Consider the following 18,832-nt stretch of genomic DNA (forward strand, 5'->3'; position numbering starts at 1 on the left):
AGCCCTGAATAACGCCACAATATCGTTGACGGCTGGTTCGTCATACGCTAGACTAATCTTGTATGACAATGCTCAGCTTCCGGGTGCCGCCCGAAGAGGCGGAAAGAGCCAGGGAGACGGCTGAATATATGGATGTCGCTCTCTCGGAGTTGTTCCGCGAGGCGCTGCGTCGTCACATCAATGCCATCTTGGCGGTGCGCGATGCCGAGATTTACGAGAAGACGCCGGTTGCTGAAGAGGATTTGGCTTTCACCGATGTCCAATACTGGCTCCCGGCCGAGGACTGGTCTGACTGGATTGACTGGCTCGATGCAAAGGGGTGAGATCTGGTTCGCCGAAACCTCGAGCGGCGACCGCCCTGTGCTCGTGCTCACCCGGGACCCGGTTGCCGCCCGCATCGGTGGTGTAGTTGCCGCTGAGATAACTCAAACAATCCGAGGTATCGCATCCGAGCTGCCCTTGACCGCTGAGGACGGTGTGCCCGTGGAATGCGTGGTCAGCTTCGACAACATCAACACCCTCCCCCGCAGCGCCTTTCGACGGCGGGTCGCCAAGCTCGCCCCCGCCCGCATGAACGAGGCCTGCCAGGCGCTCGAGGCCGCTACTGGTTGCTAGTGGTGTGTCGCAGAAATATTCGCGCGTGTCCTGCTAGGCATCGACGCCCCTCGCGGCGTTGCCCCTCCTTGCCGTACGCTCCGGGTATGGCTGCGTCGGTGCGCCTTGCGAGGAACGCCGCTGCCGTCGCAATCCACGGCGCTATTCCTGCGACACACCACTAGCCGAACTGCTCGGTTTGCCAGGCGAGGGCGGCTTTGAAGCCTTCGGTGCGGATTATGCGGCCGAATTCCTGGGCGGCGGGGGACTGGTGGGCGATCACATTGTGCTCGCGGGCCAGCTCTTGGGCCATGGCGTAGCCCATCAGCTCGAGGACCTTGTTGCAGATGGCCTTGTTGGCCGCGGAGATGTCGCTGGGCACGGTGGCCACCCGGCGGGCTAGGTCGTGGGTGTGCTCGGCCAGCTCGTCGGCGGGCACTGCCTCGAGCACGAACCCGGCCCGGGCTGCGGTGGCACCGTCGATCGTGTCGCCGGTGAGCAGCAGGCGCTTGGCCCACTGCGGCCCGGCGAGATAGGTCCACATGTGGGTGGACGGCGAGGCCATCGACCGCACGATGGGGTAGCCGAACTGGGCGTCTTCTGCACATACGGTCATGTCGGCGTGAAAGGCGATGTCGGTACCCACCGCCAGGCAGTACCCGTGGACAGAGGCGATGACCGGCGTGCGCAGCCGCCCTACCTCCTCGAACCGGCGGAACGGCTCCACCAGGGCCAACTCCTGCTCGAAGGAGCGGGAGTCGTAGTCCAAGTCGATCTCGTCGGGATCGAGGTCGATGCCCGAGCAGAACGCCCCGCCCGCCCCCTGGATCACGATGGCGCCGACGTGGTGAGCGGCATCGGCGTCGGCCAGCATGTCGAAGAGCAGTCCAAGCTGGGCCATGGTCAAAGCGTTGCGCCGCTCGGGGCGATTCAAGGTGATGTAGCGCACCCGCTCCCGGTCGTCGACAAGGATGGAGGTCTCGGTCTCTGGGTTTTCTGGCACGGGGCTGACGGTAGCGCGGCCGACAAGGGCTTGATACCGCTGTCCAAGCAGGCACCGCCCATTGCCCAGCGATACCCTGGTTTCGTGGACGATCTCGGTTACATCCCATTCGACTGCGACAACCATTACTACGAGGCGGAGGATGCCTTCACCCGCCATGTGGACCCGGCCATGCACGCCCGATGCGTGCAGTGGGCCGAGGTGAACGGCCGCCGCTACCACCTGGTGGGCGGCAAGATAAGCCATGCGGTGGTGAACCCCACCTGGGACCCGATCGCTTTGCCCGGCGCCATGCACGACTACTTCCGGGGCAACCCCGAGGGCCGCAACCCCGCCGAGATGCTGAGCAAGCGGGAGAAGCTGCCCCGCTACTACGTGGACGACCGCGACGCCCGGGTCGCCAAGGTGAACCAGCAGGGACTCCAGTCGGTGTGGCTGTTCCCCACCCTGGGCGTGTTGTACGAGGAGCTCATCAAAGAGGACATCGAAGCGGTGTGCGCCCTGTTCGGCGGGTTCAACCGCTGGCTCGACGAGCAGTGGGGCTTTTCCTACCGCGACGCCATCTTTGCTGCCCCCTATATCGCTTTGGGCGACGTGGACTGGGCCTGCCAGGAGCTGGAGTGGGCCATCGACAGAGGCGCCCGCACCATCGTAATGCGCCCGGCCGCGGTGTGGACCGCAGAGGGATTCATGTCGCCGGCCGACGAGCACTTCGACCCGTTCTGGGCCCGGGTCAATGAGTCAGGCGTCTGCGCGGTGGTCCACGCTGGCGACAGCGGCTACACCACCCATGGCTACGACGTGGACGGGTTCGCTTCGTCGGGGATGGCCAAGGAGCGCAAGTACAAGCCCAGCATCAAGGCCTACAACATCGAGCGGGCCGCCTACGACTACCTGATAACCCTGGCGCTGGAGAAGCTGTTCGAGCGTTTCACCAACCTGCGTATCGCCTCGGTGGAGAACGGCTCGCAGTTCTTGGGCGACATGTTCCGCAAGCTGGGCCAGGCCAGACACAAGAGCATCGGCTGGTTCAAAGAAGACCCCTCAGAGCTTTTCCGCCAGCACGTGTGGATCAACCCGTTCTGGGAGGACGACGTGGCCGAGGTGGTCCACTACATGGGGGCCGACCGGGTGATCTTCGGCAGCGACTGGCCCCACATCGAAGGCATGCCCCAGCCGCTCGACTATCTGGTGGAACTCAAAGACAAGGGCTTCGACGACGCCACCAAAAAGAAGATCCTCCTCGACAACGTCACCGAGCTGAACCAGCTCCAACCCGCCTGAGCCAGCGCCCCCGCTAGCCGGTGGGGTCGAAGTGGGGGTGATTGAGGTTGTAGCGGGAAATGGCGTCTTTGGCCACCGCCGGGGCGAGGCTGCCCTCGGCGGTCAAGGCGCTCAAAATGGTCGCCGTCACGCTGTCGGCGTCGGTCTCGAAAAAGCGGCGCAGCGACTCGCGGGTGTCGGAGCGGCCGAAGCCGTCGGTGCCCAGCGGTATGAAGCGGCGGGGCACCCAGCGGGCGATTTGGTCGGGCACCATGGTCATGTAGTCGGTGACCGCCACAACCGGGCCGTGGCCTGCTCTCAGCCTTTGGGTGACCATGGGCACTTGGGGCGCCTCATCGGGATGCAGGCGGTTCCACCGCTCAACGGAGAGCGCTTCCTCCCGGGCGGCCTTGAAGGAAGTGGCGCTGAGCAGGTCCACCCCGATCCCGTAACGCTCGGCCAACTCGGCTTGGGCGTCGCGGGCAGCCTGGTGGGCAGTTCCGGAGAAGATGATCGAGGCCTGCTGCTCGGTGCCCTCCAACGGATGGTTCCACTGGTACAGCCCCGACAAGATGTGCTCATCGCTGATGAAGTCGGCCCTGCGAGGCTGGCGGTAATTCTCGTTGTAGATGGTTATGTAATAGAACACGTCCTCCCCGCCGCCGTTGCCGTACATCCGGTTCAGCCCTGAGCGCACTATGGCCCCCAGCTCGTAGGCGAACGCCGGGTCATATGCGCAGCAAGCCGGCACGGTGGAGGCCAGCAGGAGGCTGTGGCCATCCTGGTGCTGCAACCCCTCGCCCATCAGTGTGGTGCGCCCCGCGGTGGCCCCCATCAAGAACCCCCTGGCCCGGGAGTCGGCCGCCGACCAGATCAGATCGCCCACCCGTTGGAATCCGAACATGGAATAGAAGGAATAGAACGGGACCATGGGCACCCCCATGGTGGCGTAGCTGGTGGCCGCCGCCGTCCAAGAGGCCAATGACCCGGCCTCGGTAATGCCCTCCTCCAAGAGCTGGCCGTCTTGGCCCTCGGCATAGGACAGAAGCAGATCGTGGTCCACCGGCTCATAAAGCTGACCCTCTGAGGCGTATATCTTGAACTCTCGGAACAGGGAGTCCATGCCGAAGGTGCGGGCTTCGTCGGGGACAATGGGCACTACTCGGGCCCCGAATTCCTCGTCTCGCATCATGTTGCGCAGCATCTGGGTGAAAACCATGGTGGTGGACACCAGGCGGCCGTCGGATCCCTCGTCGTAGTCGGAGAACAGCTTGTCGTCGGGCAGCTTCATGGGTCGGCGGATGTTCACCACCCGGACGGGGAGAGGTCCGTCGAGCTCGCGGCGGCGGGCCATCAGATACTGGTGCTCGGGGGAGTCAGGCGGCGGCTTGTAGTACGGCGGATTGGCATCATCCTCGAGGGCCTCGGCGGGAATCTCCTCTTCCAAGTGCAGGCGAGAGCGGAGATCCATGAGCTGGGCGGTGGTCATCTTCTTGATCTGGTGGGTGGCGTTGCGGGCTTCCAGCCCCTCGCCCAGCGTCCAGCCCTTGATGGTCTTGGCCAAGATAACGGTGGGCCGGTCGGTGGCCTCCACCGCGGCCTTGTAGGCGGCGTAAAGCTTAAGGTAGTCATGGCCGCCCCGGGGCAGGTCCTGTAGCTCCCGGTCGCTCAGGTGGGCCACCATCTTGCGCAGCAGGGGATCGGGCCCGAAGAAGTTCTCCCGGATGTAGGCGCCGGTCTCGGTGGCATAGCGCTGGTATTCCCCGTCCACCGTGGTCATCATCTTCTCCAACAGCACCCCGTCCACGTCGGCGGCCAGCAGCTCGTCCCAGCGCGAACCCCAGATCACCTTGATCACGTTCCAGCCCGAGCCCCGGAAGTTGCCCTCGAGCTCTTGGATGATCTTGCCGTTGCCCCGCACCGGACCGTCGAGGCGCTGGAGGTTGCAGTTCACCACCCAGATGAGGTTGCCCAGCTTGGCTCGGCCGGCCAGCGAGATCGACCCCAGCGTCTCGGGCTCGTCGCACTCGCCGTCGCCCACGAAACACCACACCTTCGATTCGCTGGTGTCCTCGATTCGGCGGTCGTGGAGGTACCGGTAGAAGCGGGCATGGTAGATGGAGTTGATCGCCCCCAGGCCCATCGACACCGTGGGGTATTCCCAGAAGTCGGGCATGAGCCGGGGGTGGGGGTAGCTGGACAGCCCGTTGCCGCCGATCTCCATGCGGAAGTTGTCCAATTGCTCCTCGGTCAGGCGGTCCTCGAGATAGGCCCGGGCGTAGATGCCCGGTGCGGCATGACCCTGGATGTAGACGGCGTCGCCAGGCAGCCCGTCTTCTTTGCCCCGGAAGAAGTGGTTGAAGCCCACCTCGTAGAGGGCGGCCGACGAGGCGAAGGTGGACAGGTGGCCACCGATGCCGTCGGCCCGCTTGTTGGCCTTGACCACCATCGCGGCGGCGTTCCACCGGATGAAAGCCCGGATTCGGCGCTCGATGTTCTCGTCTCCGGGGAAGAACGGCTGGTCGGCCGTGGGGATGGTGTTCACATACGGCGTCTGCACCGTGCCCGAAAGGCCCAAACCCAACTCGTCGGCCCGGTCCAGCAGGGCCCGCAACAGGTACCGGCTGCGCTGACCGCCCGAGGCGCTGACCACCGCGTCGAGGCTGTCGAGCCATTCCCTGGTCTCGTCCGGATCGGTGTCGGGCAGTTGGTGTGAGAAGTTCACGGCCACGCCACCATGCTTTCAACTCTTGGGTGATCGTGCCACCATGAGACCGTGACAGGCAGCCAACAGCCCACCGTGGTGTACACCGACGGCGCTTGCCGAGGGAACCCTGGTCCGGGGGGATGGGGTTGGGTGGTGCCCGGCGGACAGCGGGATTCGGGCGCGGCCCCGCAAACCACCAATCAGCGCATGGAGCTGACTGCGGTATTGGAGGCAGTGCGAGCGCTGGAGGGCCCTTTGGAGGTGTATAGCGACTCCACCTATGTGGTCAACTGCTTTCGGGACCGGTGGTGGGAGGGGTGGATCCGCCGGGGATGGCGCAACAGCCAGAAGAAGCCGGTGGCCAACCGCGACCTGTGGGAGCCGCTGATCGAGCTCGTGCTGGCCCGTGAGATCGACTTTATGTGGGTGAAAGGCCACGCCGGTGACCCCTGGAACGACGAGGCCGACCGCCTGGCCACCGAAGCGGCCGACGGTCAAGATGGGTTTGGGCAAGAAGTGGTTGAGGACCAGCGACTGTTCTGAAGCTGAGGAATCAGGGTGTGAATCTCTTCACCAGGTTGTCGAGAGTGGCGGCGATGCTGGCCTGGAGGCGTTTGGGGGTGTGCACGATCATGATGAGTTGGCGCAGGCGGGTCCTGCTGTAATCCGCAGTTTCGGTTACCAGGGTGCCGCCATCTGCTGGATCGAGCTCGTAGCGCCAGCGGTGTCGGCCCCAGTGGCGCCAGGCAATCAGGCGGTTCTCCTCGAACTCCACCACTGTGTTGGTCATCTTGTAGGGGCAGCCGAAGATTTTCATAGCCATTCTGAACTCTGATCCCAGTTGCATCGGACCCGGGTCGGAAAGGAGCTGCTGCACCGTTCCCGAGCCGTCTATTTCAGGATGTCGGGACGGATCGGCCAAGAGGGCGAAGATCTCCCCGGGAGGAGCAGGAATCACTCGGCTGTCACTGATCAATCGCGGCCTCATGACAGGGCCTCCTCTAAGGCAGGTTGCAGGTTGGGGTGGCGAAACTCGAAGCCCGCATTGGCCAACGCTAGGGGATGGGCATTGGTGCTGGAGAACAAGAGCTCGTCGGCCAACTCCTTGCCCAACAGCAATCGGGGGCCGAAGCGAGGGACGGTTAGGACCGCGGGGCGGCGCAGCACTGAGGCCAGCGCCCGGGTGAACTCCCGGTTGGTGACCGGATTAGGGGCGCACAGATTTACAGGGCCCGCGATATCAGCCTCCAGAAGGTAGGCCAGGGCCCTCACCTCGTCTTCCAGTGCGATCCACGGCCACCACTGCTGGCCATTGCCTAGAGGGCCGCCCAAGCCCAGTTTGAACAGGGGCAGCATTCGGGTGAGGAACGGGGCGTTGTCGGATACCACCAGCCCAGTGCGGGCCAGGGCCACCCGGATGCCGGCGCTAGAGGCCTCTAGGGCGGCCTCCTCCCAGTCTGCGGTCAGAGTGGCCAGGAATCCGGTGCCGGGCCCCGACTGCTCATCTAGCGGATCGTCTCCTCGGTTGCCGTAGAAGCCGACTGCGGAGCCGGCCACCAGTACTGAGGGCGGGGTTGTTGACGCGCCCATGGCCTCGACCAACAGCTCGGTGGCGTCCACTCGGCTCAGGTGCAGCTCCCGTTTGCGGCGCTCGCTCCAGCGGCGGTCGCCGATCCCCGCACCGGCCAGATTCACTACCCCGTCGATGCCGTCAAAGGCATCGTCGTCGATGTCGCCGGTGGCCGGGTTCCAGTAACGGGTGCTGGCGGTGCGAAGCGCCCGATCGCGTACCACTCGGACCACCTGATGGCCACAAGACTCGAGATGGCCGACCAGCGCCGTCCCGATCAGCCCCGATGCTCCGGCAACAGCCACTCTCATGAGGCCAGTGTACGGTCAGTTCGGCTCTGTCACGCTCCCTCAGGCCTTACGGCGCGAGTAGCGTTGTGCCATGTCTGAGCCCGAAGCGAGACCTCCCTTTGACCATCAGGGCGTCGAGAGGGCAGAACCAAAATCCCGGTCGTTCATGGATGTGGTCCGACAGATCAACGCCCGGATGGTGTTGGGTACGCTGGCCGCGGTGGTGTTGATCGTGTTCATCGCCCAGAACACCGATGAGACCCGGGTCAACTTCTTGGGGTGGGACTGGGACCTGCCGTTATTCCTGCTACTGCTCATCACCATTGTTCTGTCGGTGGTCTGCACCGAGATCGTGGGCTGGTACATGGGCCGCCGGAGCCGCCGGCGCAGCCGCTGATGGCATTGTGAGCACGCGTCGGTTGATTCTCTTGTCCTTGCTGTGCGGGGTGGCCATCTTGGTGGCGTTCGCCGTACAGGCTGTGCTCATCCTCCGTTGATCAACTCACCGGTAGGCTGAACGCCATGAGCAACAGCTATGACGTGGTGATAGTGGGCGGTGGCCCCGGCGGTTATGCCGCCGCGCTGTACGGTGCTGCCGCAGGTCTCGACGTTGCTTTGGTGGAGAAGCAGAAACTGGGCGGGACCTGCCTGCACGTGGGCTGCATCCCGGCCAAAGAGCTGCTGGAGACGGCGTCGGTGTACCGGACGGTGGCCCACGCCGATCAGTTCGGCATCATGTCGGAATCCCCCACGGTGGACATGGGGGCGGCCCAAGCCCGCAAGCAGAAGATCGTGGATCAACTACACAAAGGCGTGGGCAAGCTGCTGGAGGGCCGCAAGGTCACGGTGCTGGAGGGGTGGGGCTCGCTCGGGCCTGACCGGGCAGTGTCGGTGTCGGGTGGGGAGTCGGGCGATGTGACGCTGACCGCCAACCATGTGATCTTGGCCACCGGGTCGGTGCCCCGGACTCTGCCCGGATTCGAAGTGGATGGCGAACGGGTGCTGACCAGTGACGAGCTGCTATCCATCACCGACCTGCCAGAGCGGGCGGCGATCATCGGCGGAGGGGCCATCGGATTGGAGTTCGCCTCGATGCTGGCCGATCTGGGGACGGAAGTGACGGTGTTAGAGGCGCTGCCCCGGATCCTGCTGGGGGCCGACGACGACGTGGTGAAGATGCTCACCCGGGCTTTCAAGAAGCGCAAGATCGAGATTCGGACCGGAGTGGTGGTGAACGGCTGTCGCGACAACGGCGACGGTGTGGAGTTGGCCGTCGAAGGCGCCGACCCCCTGGGCGTGGACGCGGTGGTGGTGTGCGTGGGCCGCCGTCCGTTCACCGACGGCCTGGGCCTGGATGCGGCCGGGGTGATAGTGGACGATGGGGGCTATGTGGCAGTCGACGAGTTCTGCGAAACCACTGCTGCGGGGGTGTATGCGGTGGGCGACGTGGTGAACACGCCGCAGCTGGCCCATGTAGCCTTTGCCGAGGCCATCATGGTGGTGAAGCACCTGCTGGGGGAGTCGCCCTCGCCAATGGACTATGCCAATGTTCCGTGGGCCATCTACTGCCATCCCGAGGTGGCCTTTGTGGGCCACACCGAGGCGTCGGCTAAGGAAGCCGGGTTCGAAGTGGTTGCCTCGATGCACCGTTTCATCGGCAACGGGCGGGCCATGATCGTGGGAGACACCGACGGGCTGGTCAAGGTAATCGCCGACCGCTGCGACGATGGGACTGCTGGGCGCATCCTCGGGGTCCACATGGTGGGTCCGTGGGTGACCGAGCAGCTTGGGCAGGGCTATCTGGCGGTGAATTGGGAAGCCACGGTGTCCGAGGTGGCCGAGTTCATCCAGCCCCACCCCACCATGAGCGAGCTGTTCGGTGAGACGGTGCTGTCGCTGACCGGCCGGGCCCTGCACTGAGCGGAGAGAATTCAAAGAGTCAAATGAGGAGCGTTGATGTCTGAGGCGGAGGGGCGTAGAGAGCTTGGGAGGCTCGATGTCTGAGGTCAGGATGCCGCAGCTGGGCGAAACGGTGATGGAGGGGACCATCGTCCAATGGTTCAAGCAGGTGGGCGAAGAGGTGGCCGAAGACGAGCCGCTCTTCGAGGTGTCCACCGACAAGGTGGATTCCGAGGTGCCGTCGCCCATGTCGGGGGTGCTGGTGGAGATCGTGGCCGCCGAGGGCGACATCGTGGAGGTGGGCGCGGTGATCGCCGTGTTGAGCGAGGACGAGGCTGGCGTAGGGTCAGCGCCTGCCCCCGCGCCCGATCCGGTAGAAGTGCCACAGCCTGCGCCCGAGCCGACGCCAGTGCCGCCGCCATCACCTGAGCCTGCCCTCGCGCCCGAATCACAGGTGAACGCCCCGGCCTCTGCGGACGAAGCCTCGGCCTCGGTTGGCAGCGGCATTGTGTTGTCGCCGGTGGTGCGGAGGCTCATTGCCGAGAACGGGATCGACCCCTCGCAAATTTCCGGTACCGGCAAGGGAGGTCGCATCACCCGCTCCGACGTGGAGGGGTACATCGCCCAGAATCGCGCCGCCGGTTCCCGGCCCGTGCCGCCCGCGCCGCCGCCTACCTCGTCTCGAGCCTCAGGACGGGACACCATCGTTCCGCTCAGCAACATCCGCCGCATCACCGGTGAGCACATGGTGCGCTCCAAGGCAGTGTCGCCCCACGTGCTGACCGCGGTGGAGGTGGACTTCGAAGGGGTGGAGCAGGTACGCCGAGCCCACCGGGAGGAGTTCAAGGCCGAGCACGGCTTCAGCCTCACCTACCTGCCGTTCATCGCCCGGGCGGTGTGCGACGCCATCCACGAGTATCCCCACATCAACGCCTCAGTAGGCGACGACGAGCTGGTGGTGCACAACTACGTCAATCTGGCCATCGCCGTCGACCTCGACTTCCAGGGACTGTTGGCCCCGGTGGTGGTCGACACCGACCGCAAGCGCCTGACGGCGATCGCCGAAGAGGTGGCCGACCTGTCGAGGCGGGCCCGGACCAAGAAGCTGAACGCCGATGAGATCTCCGGGGGCACGTTCACCATCACCAACCCCGGCCAGTGGGGCACCATGATGCAGTTCCCCATCATCAACCAACCCCAGGTGGCCATCTTGTCCACCGACGGGATTCGCCGCCGCCCGGTGGTGGTCACCGCAGCCGACGGCAGCGAGGCCATCGCCATCCACTCGGTGGGGGTGCTCGCCCTGGCCTGGGACCACCGTGCGTTCGACGGGGCCTACGTGGCGGCATTCTTGGACCAGGTGCGGTCGATCATCGAAAACCGAGACTGGCACGTCGAGATGCCATGAGCATTCAATGAGCCCACTCCGCATTCGATGGCTGGGGCGGGTGTCGTACCGGGACGCCCACGCCTGCCAGCAGGCCATATTCCAGCGAAGCGGCGACTACCTGCTGATGCTGGAGCATCCCCACGTTTTCACTCTGGGGCTGCGGGGCGACGAGGCCAACATACTGGTGGACCCCGCCAAGGTGGGGGCGGAGGTGGCATATACCGACCGGGGCGGCGACGTCACCTACCACGGCCCCGGCCAGCTTGTCGGATATCCGGTGATGACTGTGCCCGGTAAGCGGGGAGGGGGCATGGCCGACACAGTGGCCTACGTTCGCTCAGTGGAACAGCTGGTGATCGACGCGCTGGACGACGTGGGGTTGCATGGCTGCGGCCGCCTGGCCGACTACCCCGGAGTGTGGGTGGATCCAGACGGCGACAACCCCCGCAAGATTGCAGCCATCGGCGTGCGCCTCAGCCGCACCCGTACCATGCACGGCTTCGCGCTGAACGTGGACTGCGATTTGGACTGGTTTGGTCGCATAGTGCCCTGCGGCATCCCTGACAAGGCGGTTACCTCGCTGGCTGCCGAAGGACGGCGGACCACCATGCGGGAAGTGGTTGACGCGGTGGCCACCCGGGCCGCCGACCGCTGGGGCACCGGGGGAGTGGACCGAGCCGACGTGGCCTGGCGGCAGCGGCCTGAGGATCTGAGTCTGTTCAGTCGGGGCATGGGGCCAGGCGATGTGCCCGGACGGCCCGTCCGCCTGCAAGCCCGGATGGACGAGGCCGGGCTCAACGGGGGGCTGGACATCACCGAGCGCAAACCGGAGTGGATGCGGGTGGCCCTGCGAACCGGCTCCGAGTTCCGGCGGCTGCGGTCTGTGCTGCACGCCCGGGATTTGGTGACGGTGTGCGAGGAGGCCGGTTGCCCCAACATCTACGAGTGCTGGAACGAGGGCACTGCCACCTTCATGATCAACGGGGAGCGATGCACCCGGGCTTGCGGCTTCTGCCTAGTGGATACCCGCCGCCCCGACCCTCCCGACCCCGCCGAGCCCGAGCGAGTGGCCGACGCGGTGGAGGCCATGGAGTTGGATTATGCGGTGATCACCGCGGTGGCCCGCGATGATCTGGCTGACGGGGGTGCCGCTGGATTCGCGGCGGTCGTGGCCGCCATCCGCCGCCGTACTCCCGGGGTCCGTGTGGAGGTGCTCATCCCCGACTGCAAGGGCGATCCCGACGCGCTTCATGATGTTTTCGAATCACAGCCCGACGTGTTGAACCACAACATCGAGACGGTGGCCAGACTCCAGCGGGTGGTCCGGCCCTCAGCGGGCTATGCCCGCAGCCTGGCCGTGCTGGCCCGGGCCAAAGCCGCCGGACTGACCACCAAGTCGTCGATCATCGTCGGCATGGGCGAGACAGACGACGAGGTGGCCCAGACCATGGCCGATCTCGCCGCGATGGGCACCGACATCGTGACCGTGGGCCAGTACCTGCGGCCCACCACCCACCATCTGCCCGTGTCCCGGTGGGTGCCGCCCGACCAATTCGATCAGTACCGGGAACTCGGCCGCTCGCTGGGCATCGCCCACGTAGAGGCCAGCCCGCTAACCCGCAGCTCCCACCACGCCCAACACGCCCACGCCCAGGCGATGTCGTCCTCGGTCGGAGTAGGAGTGAGCGCCGGGGGGTAGTTTGTTACCGGTGTTCCAGCAACGCATCGATCGGGCAAGACATCTCATGGCTGAGCAGCAGGTAGACGTGCTGTTGCTGTCTGTTGGGGCCGACCTGCCGTATTTCTGCGGTTATGAGGCCATGGCCCTGGAGCGGTTGACCATGCTGGTGGTGCCCCGCGACGGCGATGCCCACCTGATCGTTCCCCGGCTGGAGGCCCCTCGGGTGGTGGAACGCCCCGGGGTGTTCCAGACGGTCCCCTGGGACGAAACCGACGACCCCATCGAGATGGTCTGCTCCCTTATCGGCCGGGCGTCGACCGCGGCCATCGGCGACCACACCTGGGCCGGGTTCCTCGTCGACCTTACCAAGGTGCTGCCATCGGTCGATTTCCGTCGGGCGTCGGAACTGACCAGCCCGCTGCGCTCGGTGAAAGATGCTGCCGAGGTGGAGTCGCTTCGGGCCGCGGCGGCGGCTGCCGACCGGGTGGCTGTCGACCTTCGTTCCGGCGATATCGAGTTGGCGGGAAGGACCGAGGCCGAGGTGTCGGCCGAGTTGGGTCGCAGGTTGTTGGCTGAGGGCCACCAGCGGGTGAACTTCGCCATCGTGGCCGCCGGCGAGAACGCGGCCAGCCCTCACCACGAACCGGGGGAGCGGGTGATCAAGCCGGGCGAGATCGTGCTGTGCGACTTCGGGGGGACGATGATGAATGCCGACGGGGTGGGCTACTGCTCCGACATCACCCGATGTGTACACCTGGGAGAGCCGCCCGCCGAGTTGGACAAGGCCTATGACGTGCTCTTCGAGGCCCAAGCTGCTCAGGTGGCCGCCGCGGTAGTCGGCCAGCAGTGCCAACAGGTCGACCGGGTGGGACGGGCCATCATCGCCGAGGCCGGATTCGGCGACAACTTCATCCACCGCACCGGCCACGGAATCGGCACCGAGGCCCATGAGGATCCGTACATTGTGGAGGGTAACGACTCGGCGTTGCGCCCCGGCCACGCCTTTTCCATCGAGCCGGGTATCTACCTCCCGGGACGATGGGGACTGCGCCTGGAAGACATCGTGGTGGCTGCTGCCGACGGCCCCGACAACCTCACCACCACCGATCACCGCCTAGCCGTGATCGACGCGTGATCGAGTTACAGCCGGCCACGCATGTGTTTCCCTCGGTGATGGTCGCCGTTCACTGACCAGAAAGCACACCACCTGCCGGGCCAGGCCACTACTCAGTGGCGTCCATCACCGCGACCGCATTGGCCTTGGTTGCCCAATCGAGCATGCGTTCGTCGGTGGTAGCTAGGGTGCATTTTTCGGCAATGGCCGTAGCTGCGATTATCTGGTCTCCGGGGTCCCGGTGGAAACCTTGTCGGGCATAGAGGTCCGCAGCCTGGATGGCGATCTCCCCCGTGAGGGGGATCTCCAGAACCCCACGAAGAATGTGGGCTTTGCGCCAATCCCCTGGGGGCATTCCAAGATTCACTCTCTCATCCCAATGGAGACGTGCTGCCTCTAGAAACACGATGGTGGGAACTCCAACACCGTCGGCGTGGATGGCCTCGTCGATGAGGTGCCGAGAGCGCTCACCGATCTTTGGATCGGCGGCTGTCATCCGCAACAGCACATTGGTGTCAAGGAGAATCATGTGGAAGGAAGGGAACGGAATCGAATACTCGATCGGGGTTGCTGAGGATATCCCAGTCATCGGGAGGGACAGCGGGGCCGTCGATGTCCCCGAGGATTCGGGTGGTGCCTTTCATGAACCCCCAAAGACTGCCCTTGTCTCGGCGGGCAGGGCCGACGATGGCAACCGGGCGGCCGTGCTTGGTGACGATCAAGGTGTCGCCGGTCTCATTGATTTCATCCATAAGCCGCAGGCATTGATCCCTGAATTGGGAGGCGGGAATGGTTCGCTCTTCGGTGGCCATAGACCAAGAATCCCAAAGATTGTACAATTAATCCAGCCACTTATCGATAAAGGGTACTCACGGAGAACGTATTAACAACAATTTCCACTGATTGCAAGCAAATATCAAGTAGTGTCAAGCAGCACTCGGGCGACCAGATCCATGCCGAAGCCGGTCAGGATGCCCAAGTAAAGGAGTCCCGTCGCGGCCATTACCGCGGAGTAGAAGCGTTCCCGTAGCGCAGCCCGGGCCAGTACCACCAGGACCGCTGTCGTCACCACGCAGGCAACCCAGAACCATCCCAGCAGCCCGTTGTAGCCGTCGTCGATGGTGCCTGTGAGCACCGACCCCATGCCGGTGGGCCACAGCATCACCACCAGCTCCGGCAGCCACAGCAGGCCGGTCCATTGCACCAGCTCCAACAGCGCCCCCCGGGCCAAGCCGGGCTGCACTAGATACCAGTGCCCCAACAGCATGGCATCAGTGACCGCTCCCAAGAAAAAAGCCCCGATCACGGTGCGGGCCACGGCCAACGCGGCTGGGTCGCCAGCGTCGAGTCCGCCGGCCACCACACCGATAAGCCCGACCACAGGGGCAATCAGATCAAGTGCCGGGGGGAATTCGGGCCCGGTGCGGTCGAAGCGCTGCTCGGAGCGGTCGATGCCTGTCATCTGGGCGATCTCGGCGCTGCGCCGCTCCACTCGCTCCCGCTGGCCACTCACCCCGGCTCGCCGCCGCGCAACCGATACCGCCAAAGCGGCGGCGGCCGCTGCGGCGGTTGCCGCGGCTGTCCAGTCCCGCACGGCCAGCGGTTCGGTGGCAAAGCCCAGCCAGGCGCCACCGGCGGCCAGCAGCCCAAAGGTACTGCGCATGAGCCAGCCGTATCCCAGCCCAACCTCCCGGCGCCGGGTGGTGAGCCAGGTGAACGCCAGCCCTCCGACAGCCAACTGCAATAGAAGGGTGGCGGGCTGAAGCTCGATCATCCGAAAGTTCCCCTCCCGCCGCGCCGCTGAACCCGCATCTCAGCGGGCGACGAAGTACTTGGCTTGAGGGTGGTGGCAGATGAGGGCGGAGGTGGTCTGCTCGGGCTGGTACTGGTAGCTGGTCTCCTCGCCGACTTGGATGCCGAGGCGGTCGGCTTCGAGGAGTTGGGCCACGGTGAGGTTGTCCTCGAGGTCGGGGCAGGCCGGGTAGCCCCAGGAGTAGCGGCCGCCGCGGTACTGCTGGCGGAACAGCCCAGTGAGGGTAGGGCCGTCCTCTTGCACGAAGCCCCACTCGGTGCGGATGCGGTGGTGCCAGTACTCGGCGAGGGCTTCGGCCATCTCCACCCCGAGGCCGTGCAGCAGCAGGTAGTCCTGGTAGCGGTTGTCGGCGAACAGCTTGGCGGCGGCTTTGGACACCTCGGCGCCCATGGTGACGATGTGGAAGGCGGCGTAGTCCACCTCGTCGCCGGCGGCGGGGCGGAAGAAGTCGGCGATGCACAAGAACGGGTCTTTGGGCTGGCGGGGGTAGCGGAAGCGGCACACCTCGGCAGTGCGGTCGGGGCCATCCCACACCACCAGGTCATCCCCGCTCCCGTTGACCGGGAAGTAGCCGTACACCACCTGGGGCACCAGCAGGCCCTGGGCGGTGGCCGAGGTGAGCTGCTCACGCAAGGTGGGGCGGATGCGCTCTTTGAACGCAGCGTCGTCCTCGCCGTCTGTGGGGCGGAACTGCCATTGGTTGCGGAACAGGGCAGTCTCGTTCACGTACTCGGCGATGTCGGCCACCGGGATGCCCTTGACCACCCGCGAGCCCACGAACGGGGGTTCGAACACAATGTTGTCGGCCTCCACCGACGGAGCTCGTTCGGGCAGTTCTTCGCCCGTCGCACCAGGCGCGTCCCGGCGAGGGCGGCGGGGCAGATCCCGGCCTCCAGGTCGGCGCCCGAATTCGGGGTCGTCGATGCCGGTGCGACGCAACTCGCCCAGTCGGTCCATTACCGCCAAGCCCTCGAAGGCGTCCTTGCCGTAGAACACCCGGCCCCGGTAGGTCTCCCGCATGTCCCGCTCCACATAGGTGCGGGTCAGGGCCGCGCCGCCCAGCAATACCGGGAGGTGGTGGAGGTCGCGGGTGTTCAGCTCCTCCAGGTTGTCCCGCATGATCAGCGTGCTCTTCACCAGCAAACCGCTCATACCGATGGCGTGGGCGTCCACTGCCTGGACCCGATCGATCATCTCGCTGATGGATACCTTGATGCCCAGGTTGTGAACCTCATAGCCATTGTTGGTCAAGATGATGTCCACCAGGTTCTTGCCGATGTCGTGGACGTCGCCCTTCACGGTGGCCAGCACGATCCGGCCCTTGCCTCCGGTGTCGTCGGAGCGCTCCATGTGCGGTTCCAGATACGACACCGCGGTCTTCATGGTCTCGGCCGACTGAAGCACGAACGGAAGCTGCATCTCGCCGGAGGCGAACAGCTCGCCCACCACCTTCATCCCGGCCAAAAGCGTGTTGTTGACAATGTCCAGCGCCGGGGTGCTGCCGAGGGCCTCGTCCAGATCGCTCTCCAACTCATCCCGCTCGCCGTCGATGATGCGCCGCTCTAGCCGCTGTTCCACCGGCCAGCCGGAACGGTCTTCTTTGACGGCAGCGGTGGCGGTCACGTTCTCGAACGCAGCCAAGAGCTCGGTCAGCGGGTCGTAGTTGTCTCGACCCTCCGAGGCGGTGCCGGCCGAGCCCCGCCGGTCGTAGATCAGATCCAGGCACAAGTCCCGATGGCGGGGGTCCACCCGGTTCAGCGGGATGATCCGCCCGGCGTGGACAATGGCCGAGTCCAATCCGGCCTCCAGGCACTCATGCAAAAACATGGAATTGAGCACATGGCGGGCGGCGGGCTTAAGCCCGAACGACACATTGGAAACCCCCAGCGTGGTGTAGGCGCCGGGCAGCTCGGCCTTTATTCTTCGAATGGCCTCGATGGTGGCCAGGCCGTCTTTGCGCAGATCGTCGTCGCCGGTCGAAAGCGGAAAAGTCAAGGCGTCGAAGATGAGGTCGGAGGGGGCCAACCCGTAGCGCTCGGTGGCCAGCCGGTAGAGGCGGTGGGCCACCCGCATCTTCCACTCCAGATCGCGGGCCTGACCCTCCTCGTCGATGAGCAGGCACACCACCGCTGCGCCGTATTCCCGGGCCAGCGCCAACACCCTGTCAAGGCGCGACCCCTCGGCATCGCCGTCTTCCAAGTTGGCCGAGTTGAGCACCGCCCGGCCGCCGATCCACTCCAGCCCGGCCTGCATCACTTCGGGCTCGGTGGAGTCCAGTACCAAAGGGGCGGCCACCCCGGTGGCGAACCGCCGGGCCAGCTCGTCCATGTCGGCGGTTCCGTCGCGACCTACATAGTCCACACACAGATCCAGCAGGTGGGCGCCCTCGGCCACCTGGTCGCGGGCGATTTGGAGGCATCCGTCCCAGTCGGCCTCCAGCATGGCGTCGCGGAACTTGCGGGAGCCGTTGGCGTTGGTGCGCTCGCCCACGATCAGAAACGACGTGTCCTGGGCGAAGGGCACCGCGGTGTAGATGGAGGTGGCCGATGGGGGCAGCGAGCCGGGCCGGGGGCCCGGAGTGAGCTGAGCGCAGCGGTCGATCACCGCGGCAAGGTGCTCGGGGGTGGTGCCGCAGCAGCCGCCGATCACGCTCACCCCCAGCTCGGTGACGTACCGGGCCAGATGGTCGGCGAACTCGTCGGGGCCGACGTCGTAGTGCATGCGGCCGTCCACCACCTGGGGGAGCCCGGCGTTGGGGATGCAGGCCACCGGCACGGGACACTGCTCCGACAGCACCCTCAGGTGCTCGCCCATCTCAGCCGGGCCGGTGGCGCAATTCAGCCCGAACGCCGCTGGACCCAGGGGCGTCAGCGCAGCCAGTGCGGCGCCGATTTCGGTGCCGGGCAGCATCCGGCCTGTCATCTCGATGGTGACCTGCACTTGCAGTGGCACCTCCCGCCCCGCTGCGGCCATGGCCCGGCGGCACCCGTTGATTGCCGCTTTCGCCCCCAGCAGGTCGTACTGGGTCTCGATCACGAAGAGGTCCACTCCGCCGTCGAGCAGGCCGCGGGCCTGGACTTCGAAGGCGTCGCGCAGCTCGGCATAGCGGATTTGGCCCAGAGATGCCAGCTTGGTGCCCGGTCCCACCGACCCGGCCACCCACCGGGGCCGCTCAGCCGATGCATGACCGTGGCACACCTCTTTGGCGATGCGGGCCGCGGCTAGGTTGATCTCATAAGCCTGATCGGCGATGCCGTACTCGGCCAAAGGCACGGCGAACGCCCCGAAGGTGGCGGTTTCCACCGCGTCTACCCCGAGGCCCAGGTAGAGATCGTGCATCTCGGCGATGAGCTCGGGCCGAGTCAAGCACAAGAGCTCGTTGCAGCCTTCCAAGTCGGGGCCGCCGAAGTCGTCGGCGCTCAGCGGCTGTTCTTGGACATAGGTGCCGAAGGCACCGTCGTAGATGAGGACGCGCTCTTTGGCTGCATCCTCATAGGAACCCATGGAA

17 protein-coding genes are annotated in these 18,832 nt (G+C 65.5%); 9 read left to right on the forward strand and 8 right to left on the reverse strand.

The genetic code is table 11. The annotated features are described in order from the left end of the window. Nucleotides 1–62: 62 nt before the first annotated feature. Nucleotides 63–323 (forward strand): antitoxin, encoded by a 261-nt coding sequence (locus ACOOGG_RS16750; protein WP_420437121.1) that lies wholly within the window; start codon nucleotides 63–65, stop codon nucleotides 321–323. Beyond that, nucleotides 310–615, forward strand: a complete 306-nt coding sequence (locus ACOOGG_RS16755) for a type II toxin-antitoxin system PemK/MazF family toxin (protein WP_420437123.1) — start codon at nucleotides 310–312, stop codon at nucleotides 613–615. Before ACOOGG_RS16750 ends, ACOOGG_RS16755 begins: the two co-directional genes overlap by 14 nt. 160 nt (nucleotides 616–775) lie before the next feature. On the opposite strand, the gene ACOOGG_RS16760 is transcribed toward ACOOGG_RS16755, so the two are convergent. Beyond that, nucleotides 776–1,597 carry an enoyl-CoA hydratase-related protein gene (locus ACOOGG_RS16760; protein WP_420437125.1) on the reverse strand — a complete coding sequence of 274 codons (822 nt, stop codon included), beginning with the start codon at nucleotides 1,595–1,597 and terminating at the stop codon, nucleotides 776–778. Between the two features lie 84 nt (nucleotides 1,598–1,681). On the opposite strand from ACOOGG_RS16760, the gene ACOOGG_RS16765 reads away from it, so the two are divergent. Beyond that, nucleotides 1,682–2,881, forward strand: a complete 1,200-nt coding sequence (locus tag ACOOGG_RS16765; protein WP_420437127.1) for an amidohydrolase family protein — start codon at nucleotides 1,682–1,684, stop codon at nucleotides 2,879–2,881. A 13-nt stretch (nucleotides 2,882–2,894) separates the two neighbouring features. Here ACOOGG_RS16765 and aceE read toward each other — a convergent pair whose 3' ends face one another. After that, nucleotides 2,895–5,591 carry a pyruvate dehydrogenase (acetyl-transferring), homodimeric type gene (gene aceE, locus ACOOGG_RS16770; RefSeq protein ID WP_420437129.1) on the reverse strand — a complete coding sequence of 899 codons (2,697 nt, stop codon included), beginning with the start codon at nucleotides 5,589–5,591 and terminating at the stop codon, nucleotides 2,895–2,897. Nucleotides 5,592–5,636: 45 nt separating this feature from the next. On the opposite strand from aceE, the gene ACOOGG_RS16775 reads away from it, so the two are divergent. Continuing rightward, nucleotides 5,637–6,110 (forward strand): ribonuclease H family protein, encoded by a 474-nt coding sequence (locus tag ACOOGG_RS16775; protein ID WP_420437131.1) that lies wholly within the window; start codon nucleotides 5,637–5,639, stop codon nucleotides 6,108–6,110. A gap of 10 nt (nucleotides 6,111–6,120) precedes the next feature. On the opposite strand, the gene ACOOGG_RS16780 is transcribed toward ACOOGG_RS16775, so the two are convergent. Both ACOOGG_RS16780 and ACOOGG_RS16785 read right to left on the reverse strand, forming a co-directional pair. After that, nucleotides 6,121–6,555 (reverse strand): SRPBCC family protein, encoded by a 435-nt coding sequence (locus ACOOGG_RS16780; RefSeq protein WP_420437133.1) that lies wholly within the window; start codon nucleotides 6,553–6,555, stop codon nucleotides 6,121–6,123. Beyond that, the gene (locus ACOOGG_RS16785) at nucleotides 6,552–7,448 is read right to left on the reverse strand and encodes a TIGR01777 family oxidoreductase (RefSeq protein ID WP_420437135.1); all 897 of its coding nucleotides are present in this window, start codon (nucleotides 7,446–7,448) and stop codon (nucleotides 6,552–6,554) included. The genes ACOOGG_RS16780 and ACOOGG_RS16785 overlap by 4 nt, the downstream gene beginning before the upstream one ends. 70 nt (nucleotides 7,449–7,518) lie before the next feature. Here ACOOGG_RS16785 and ACOOGG_RS16790 point away from each other — a divergent pair, with 70 nt between their 5' ends. The 5 genes from ACOOGG_RS16790 (at nucleotide 7,519) to ACOOGG_RS16810 (ending at nucleotide 13,532) form a co-directional block, all read left to right on the forward strand. Beyond that, nucleotides 7,519–7,824, forward strand: coding sequence for a lipopolysaccharide assembly protein LapA domain-containing protein (locus ACOOGG_RS16790; RefSeq protein ID WP_420437137.1), 306 nt, complete (start codon nucleotides 7,519–7,521; stop codon nucleotides 7,822–7,824). A gap of 125 nt (nucleotides 7,825–7,949) precedes the next feature. Beyond that, nucleotides 7,950–9,347, forward strand: a complete 1,398-nt coding sequence (gene lpdA / locus ACOOGG_RS16795) for a dihydrolipoyl dehydrogenase (protein ID WP_420437139.1) — start codon at nucleotides 7,950–7,952, stop codon at nucleotides 9,345–9,347. A gap of 76 nt (nucleotides 9,348–9,423) precedes the next feature. Further along, a complete protein-coding gene (locus ACOOGG_RS16800) occupies nucleotides 9,424–10,734 on the forward strand; it encodes a dihydrolipoamide acetyltransferase family protein (protein WP_420437141.1) in 1,311 nt (436 codons plus the stop codon). A 7-nt stretch (nucleotides 10,735–10,741) separates the two neighbouring features. Continuing rightward, nucleotides 10,742–12,415: a lipoyl synthase gene (gene lipA, locus ACOOGG_RS16805; protein WP_420437143.1), complete on the forward strand. Its 1,674-nt coding sequence runs from the start codon at nucleotides 10,742–10,744 to the stop codon at nucleotides 12,413–12,415. Nucleotides 12,416–12,425: 10 nt separating this feature from the next. Then, nucleotides 12,426–13,532, forward strand: a complete 1,107-nt coding sequence (locus tag ACOOGG_RS16810) for a M24 family metallopeptidase (RefSeq protein WP_420437145.1) — start codon at nucleotides 12,426–12,428, stop codon at nucleotides 13,530–13,532. Nucleotides 13,533–13,620: 88 nt separating this feature from the next. Here ACOOGG_RS16810 and ACOOGG_RS16815 read toward each other — a convergent pair whose 3' ends face one another. The 4 genes from ACOOGG_RS16815 to metH all read right to left on the reverse strand — a co-directional run bounded on the left by ACOOGG_RS16815 (nucleotide 13,621) and on the right by metH (nucleotide 18,828). Further along, nucleotides 13,621–14,040, reverse strand: a complete 420-nt coding sequence (locus tag ACOOGG_RS16815; protein WP_420437147.1) for a type II toxin-antitoxin system VapC family toxin — start codon at nucleotides 14,038–14,040, stop codon at nucleotides 13,621–13,623. Further along, entirely contained in the window at nucleotides 14,027–14,323 is a 297-nt protein-coding gene (locus tag ACOOGG_RS16820; RefSeq protein ID WP_420437149.1) for a type II toxin-antitoxin system Phd/YefM family antitoxin, read from the reverse strand. The genes ACOOGG_RS16815 and ACOOGG_RS16820 overlap by 14 nt, the downstream gene beginning before the upstream one ends. A 104-nt stretch (nucleotides 14,324–14,427) precedes the next feature. Further along, nucleotides 14,428–15,285 (reverse strand): hypothetical protein, encoded by an 858-nt coding sequence (locus ACOOGG_RS16825; RefSeq protein WP_420437151.1) that lies wholly within the window; start codon nucleotides 15,283–15,285, stop codon nucleotides 14,428–14,430. A gap of 39 nt (nucleotides 15,286–15,324) precedes the next feature. Next, entirely contained in the window at nucleotides 15,325–18,828 is a 3,504-nt protein-coding gene (metH, locus tag ACOOGG_RS16830) for a methionine synthase (protein WP_420437153.1), read from the reverse strand. Nucleotides 18,829–18,832: the final 4 nt, after the last annotated feature.

This window comes from Candidatus Poriferisocius sp. (assembly GCF_965214065.1).
In the GTDB taxonomy this organism is placed as follows: Bacteria; Actinomycetota; Acidimicrobiia; order Acidimicrobiales; family Bin134; genus Poriferisocius.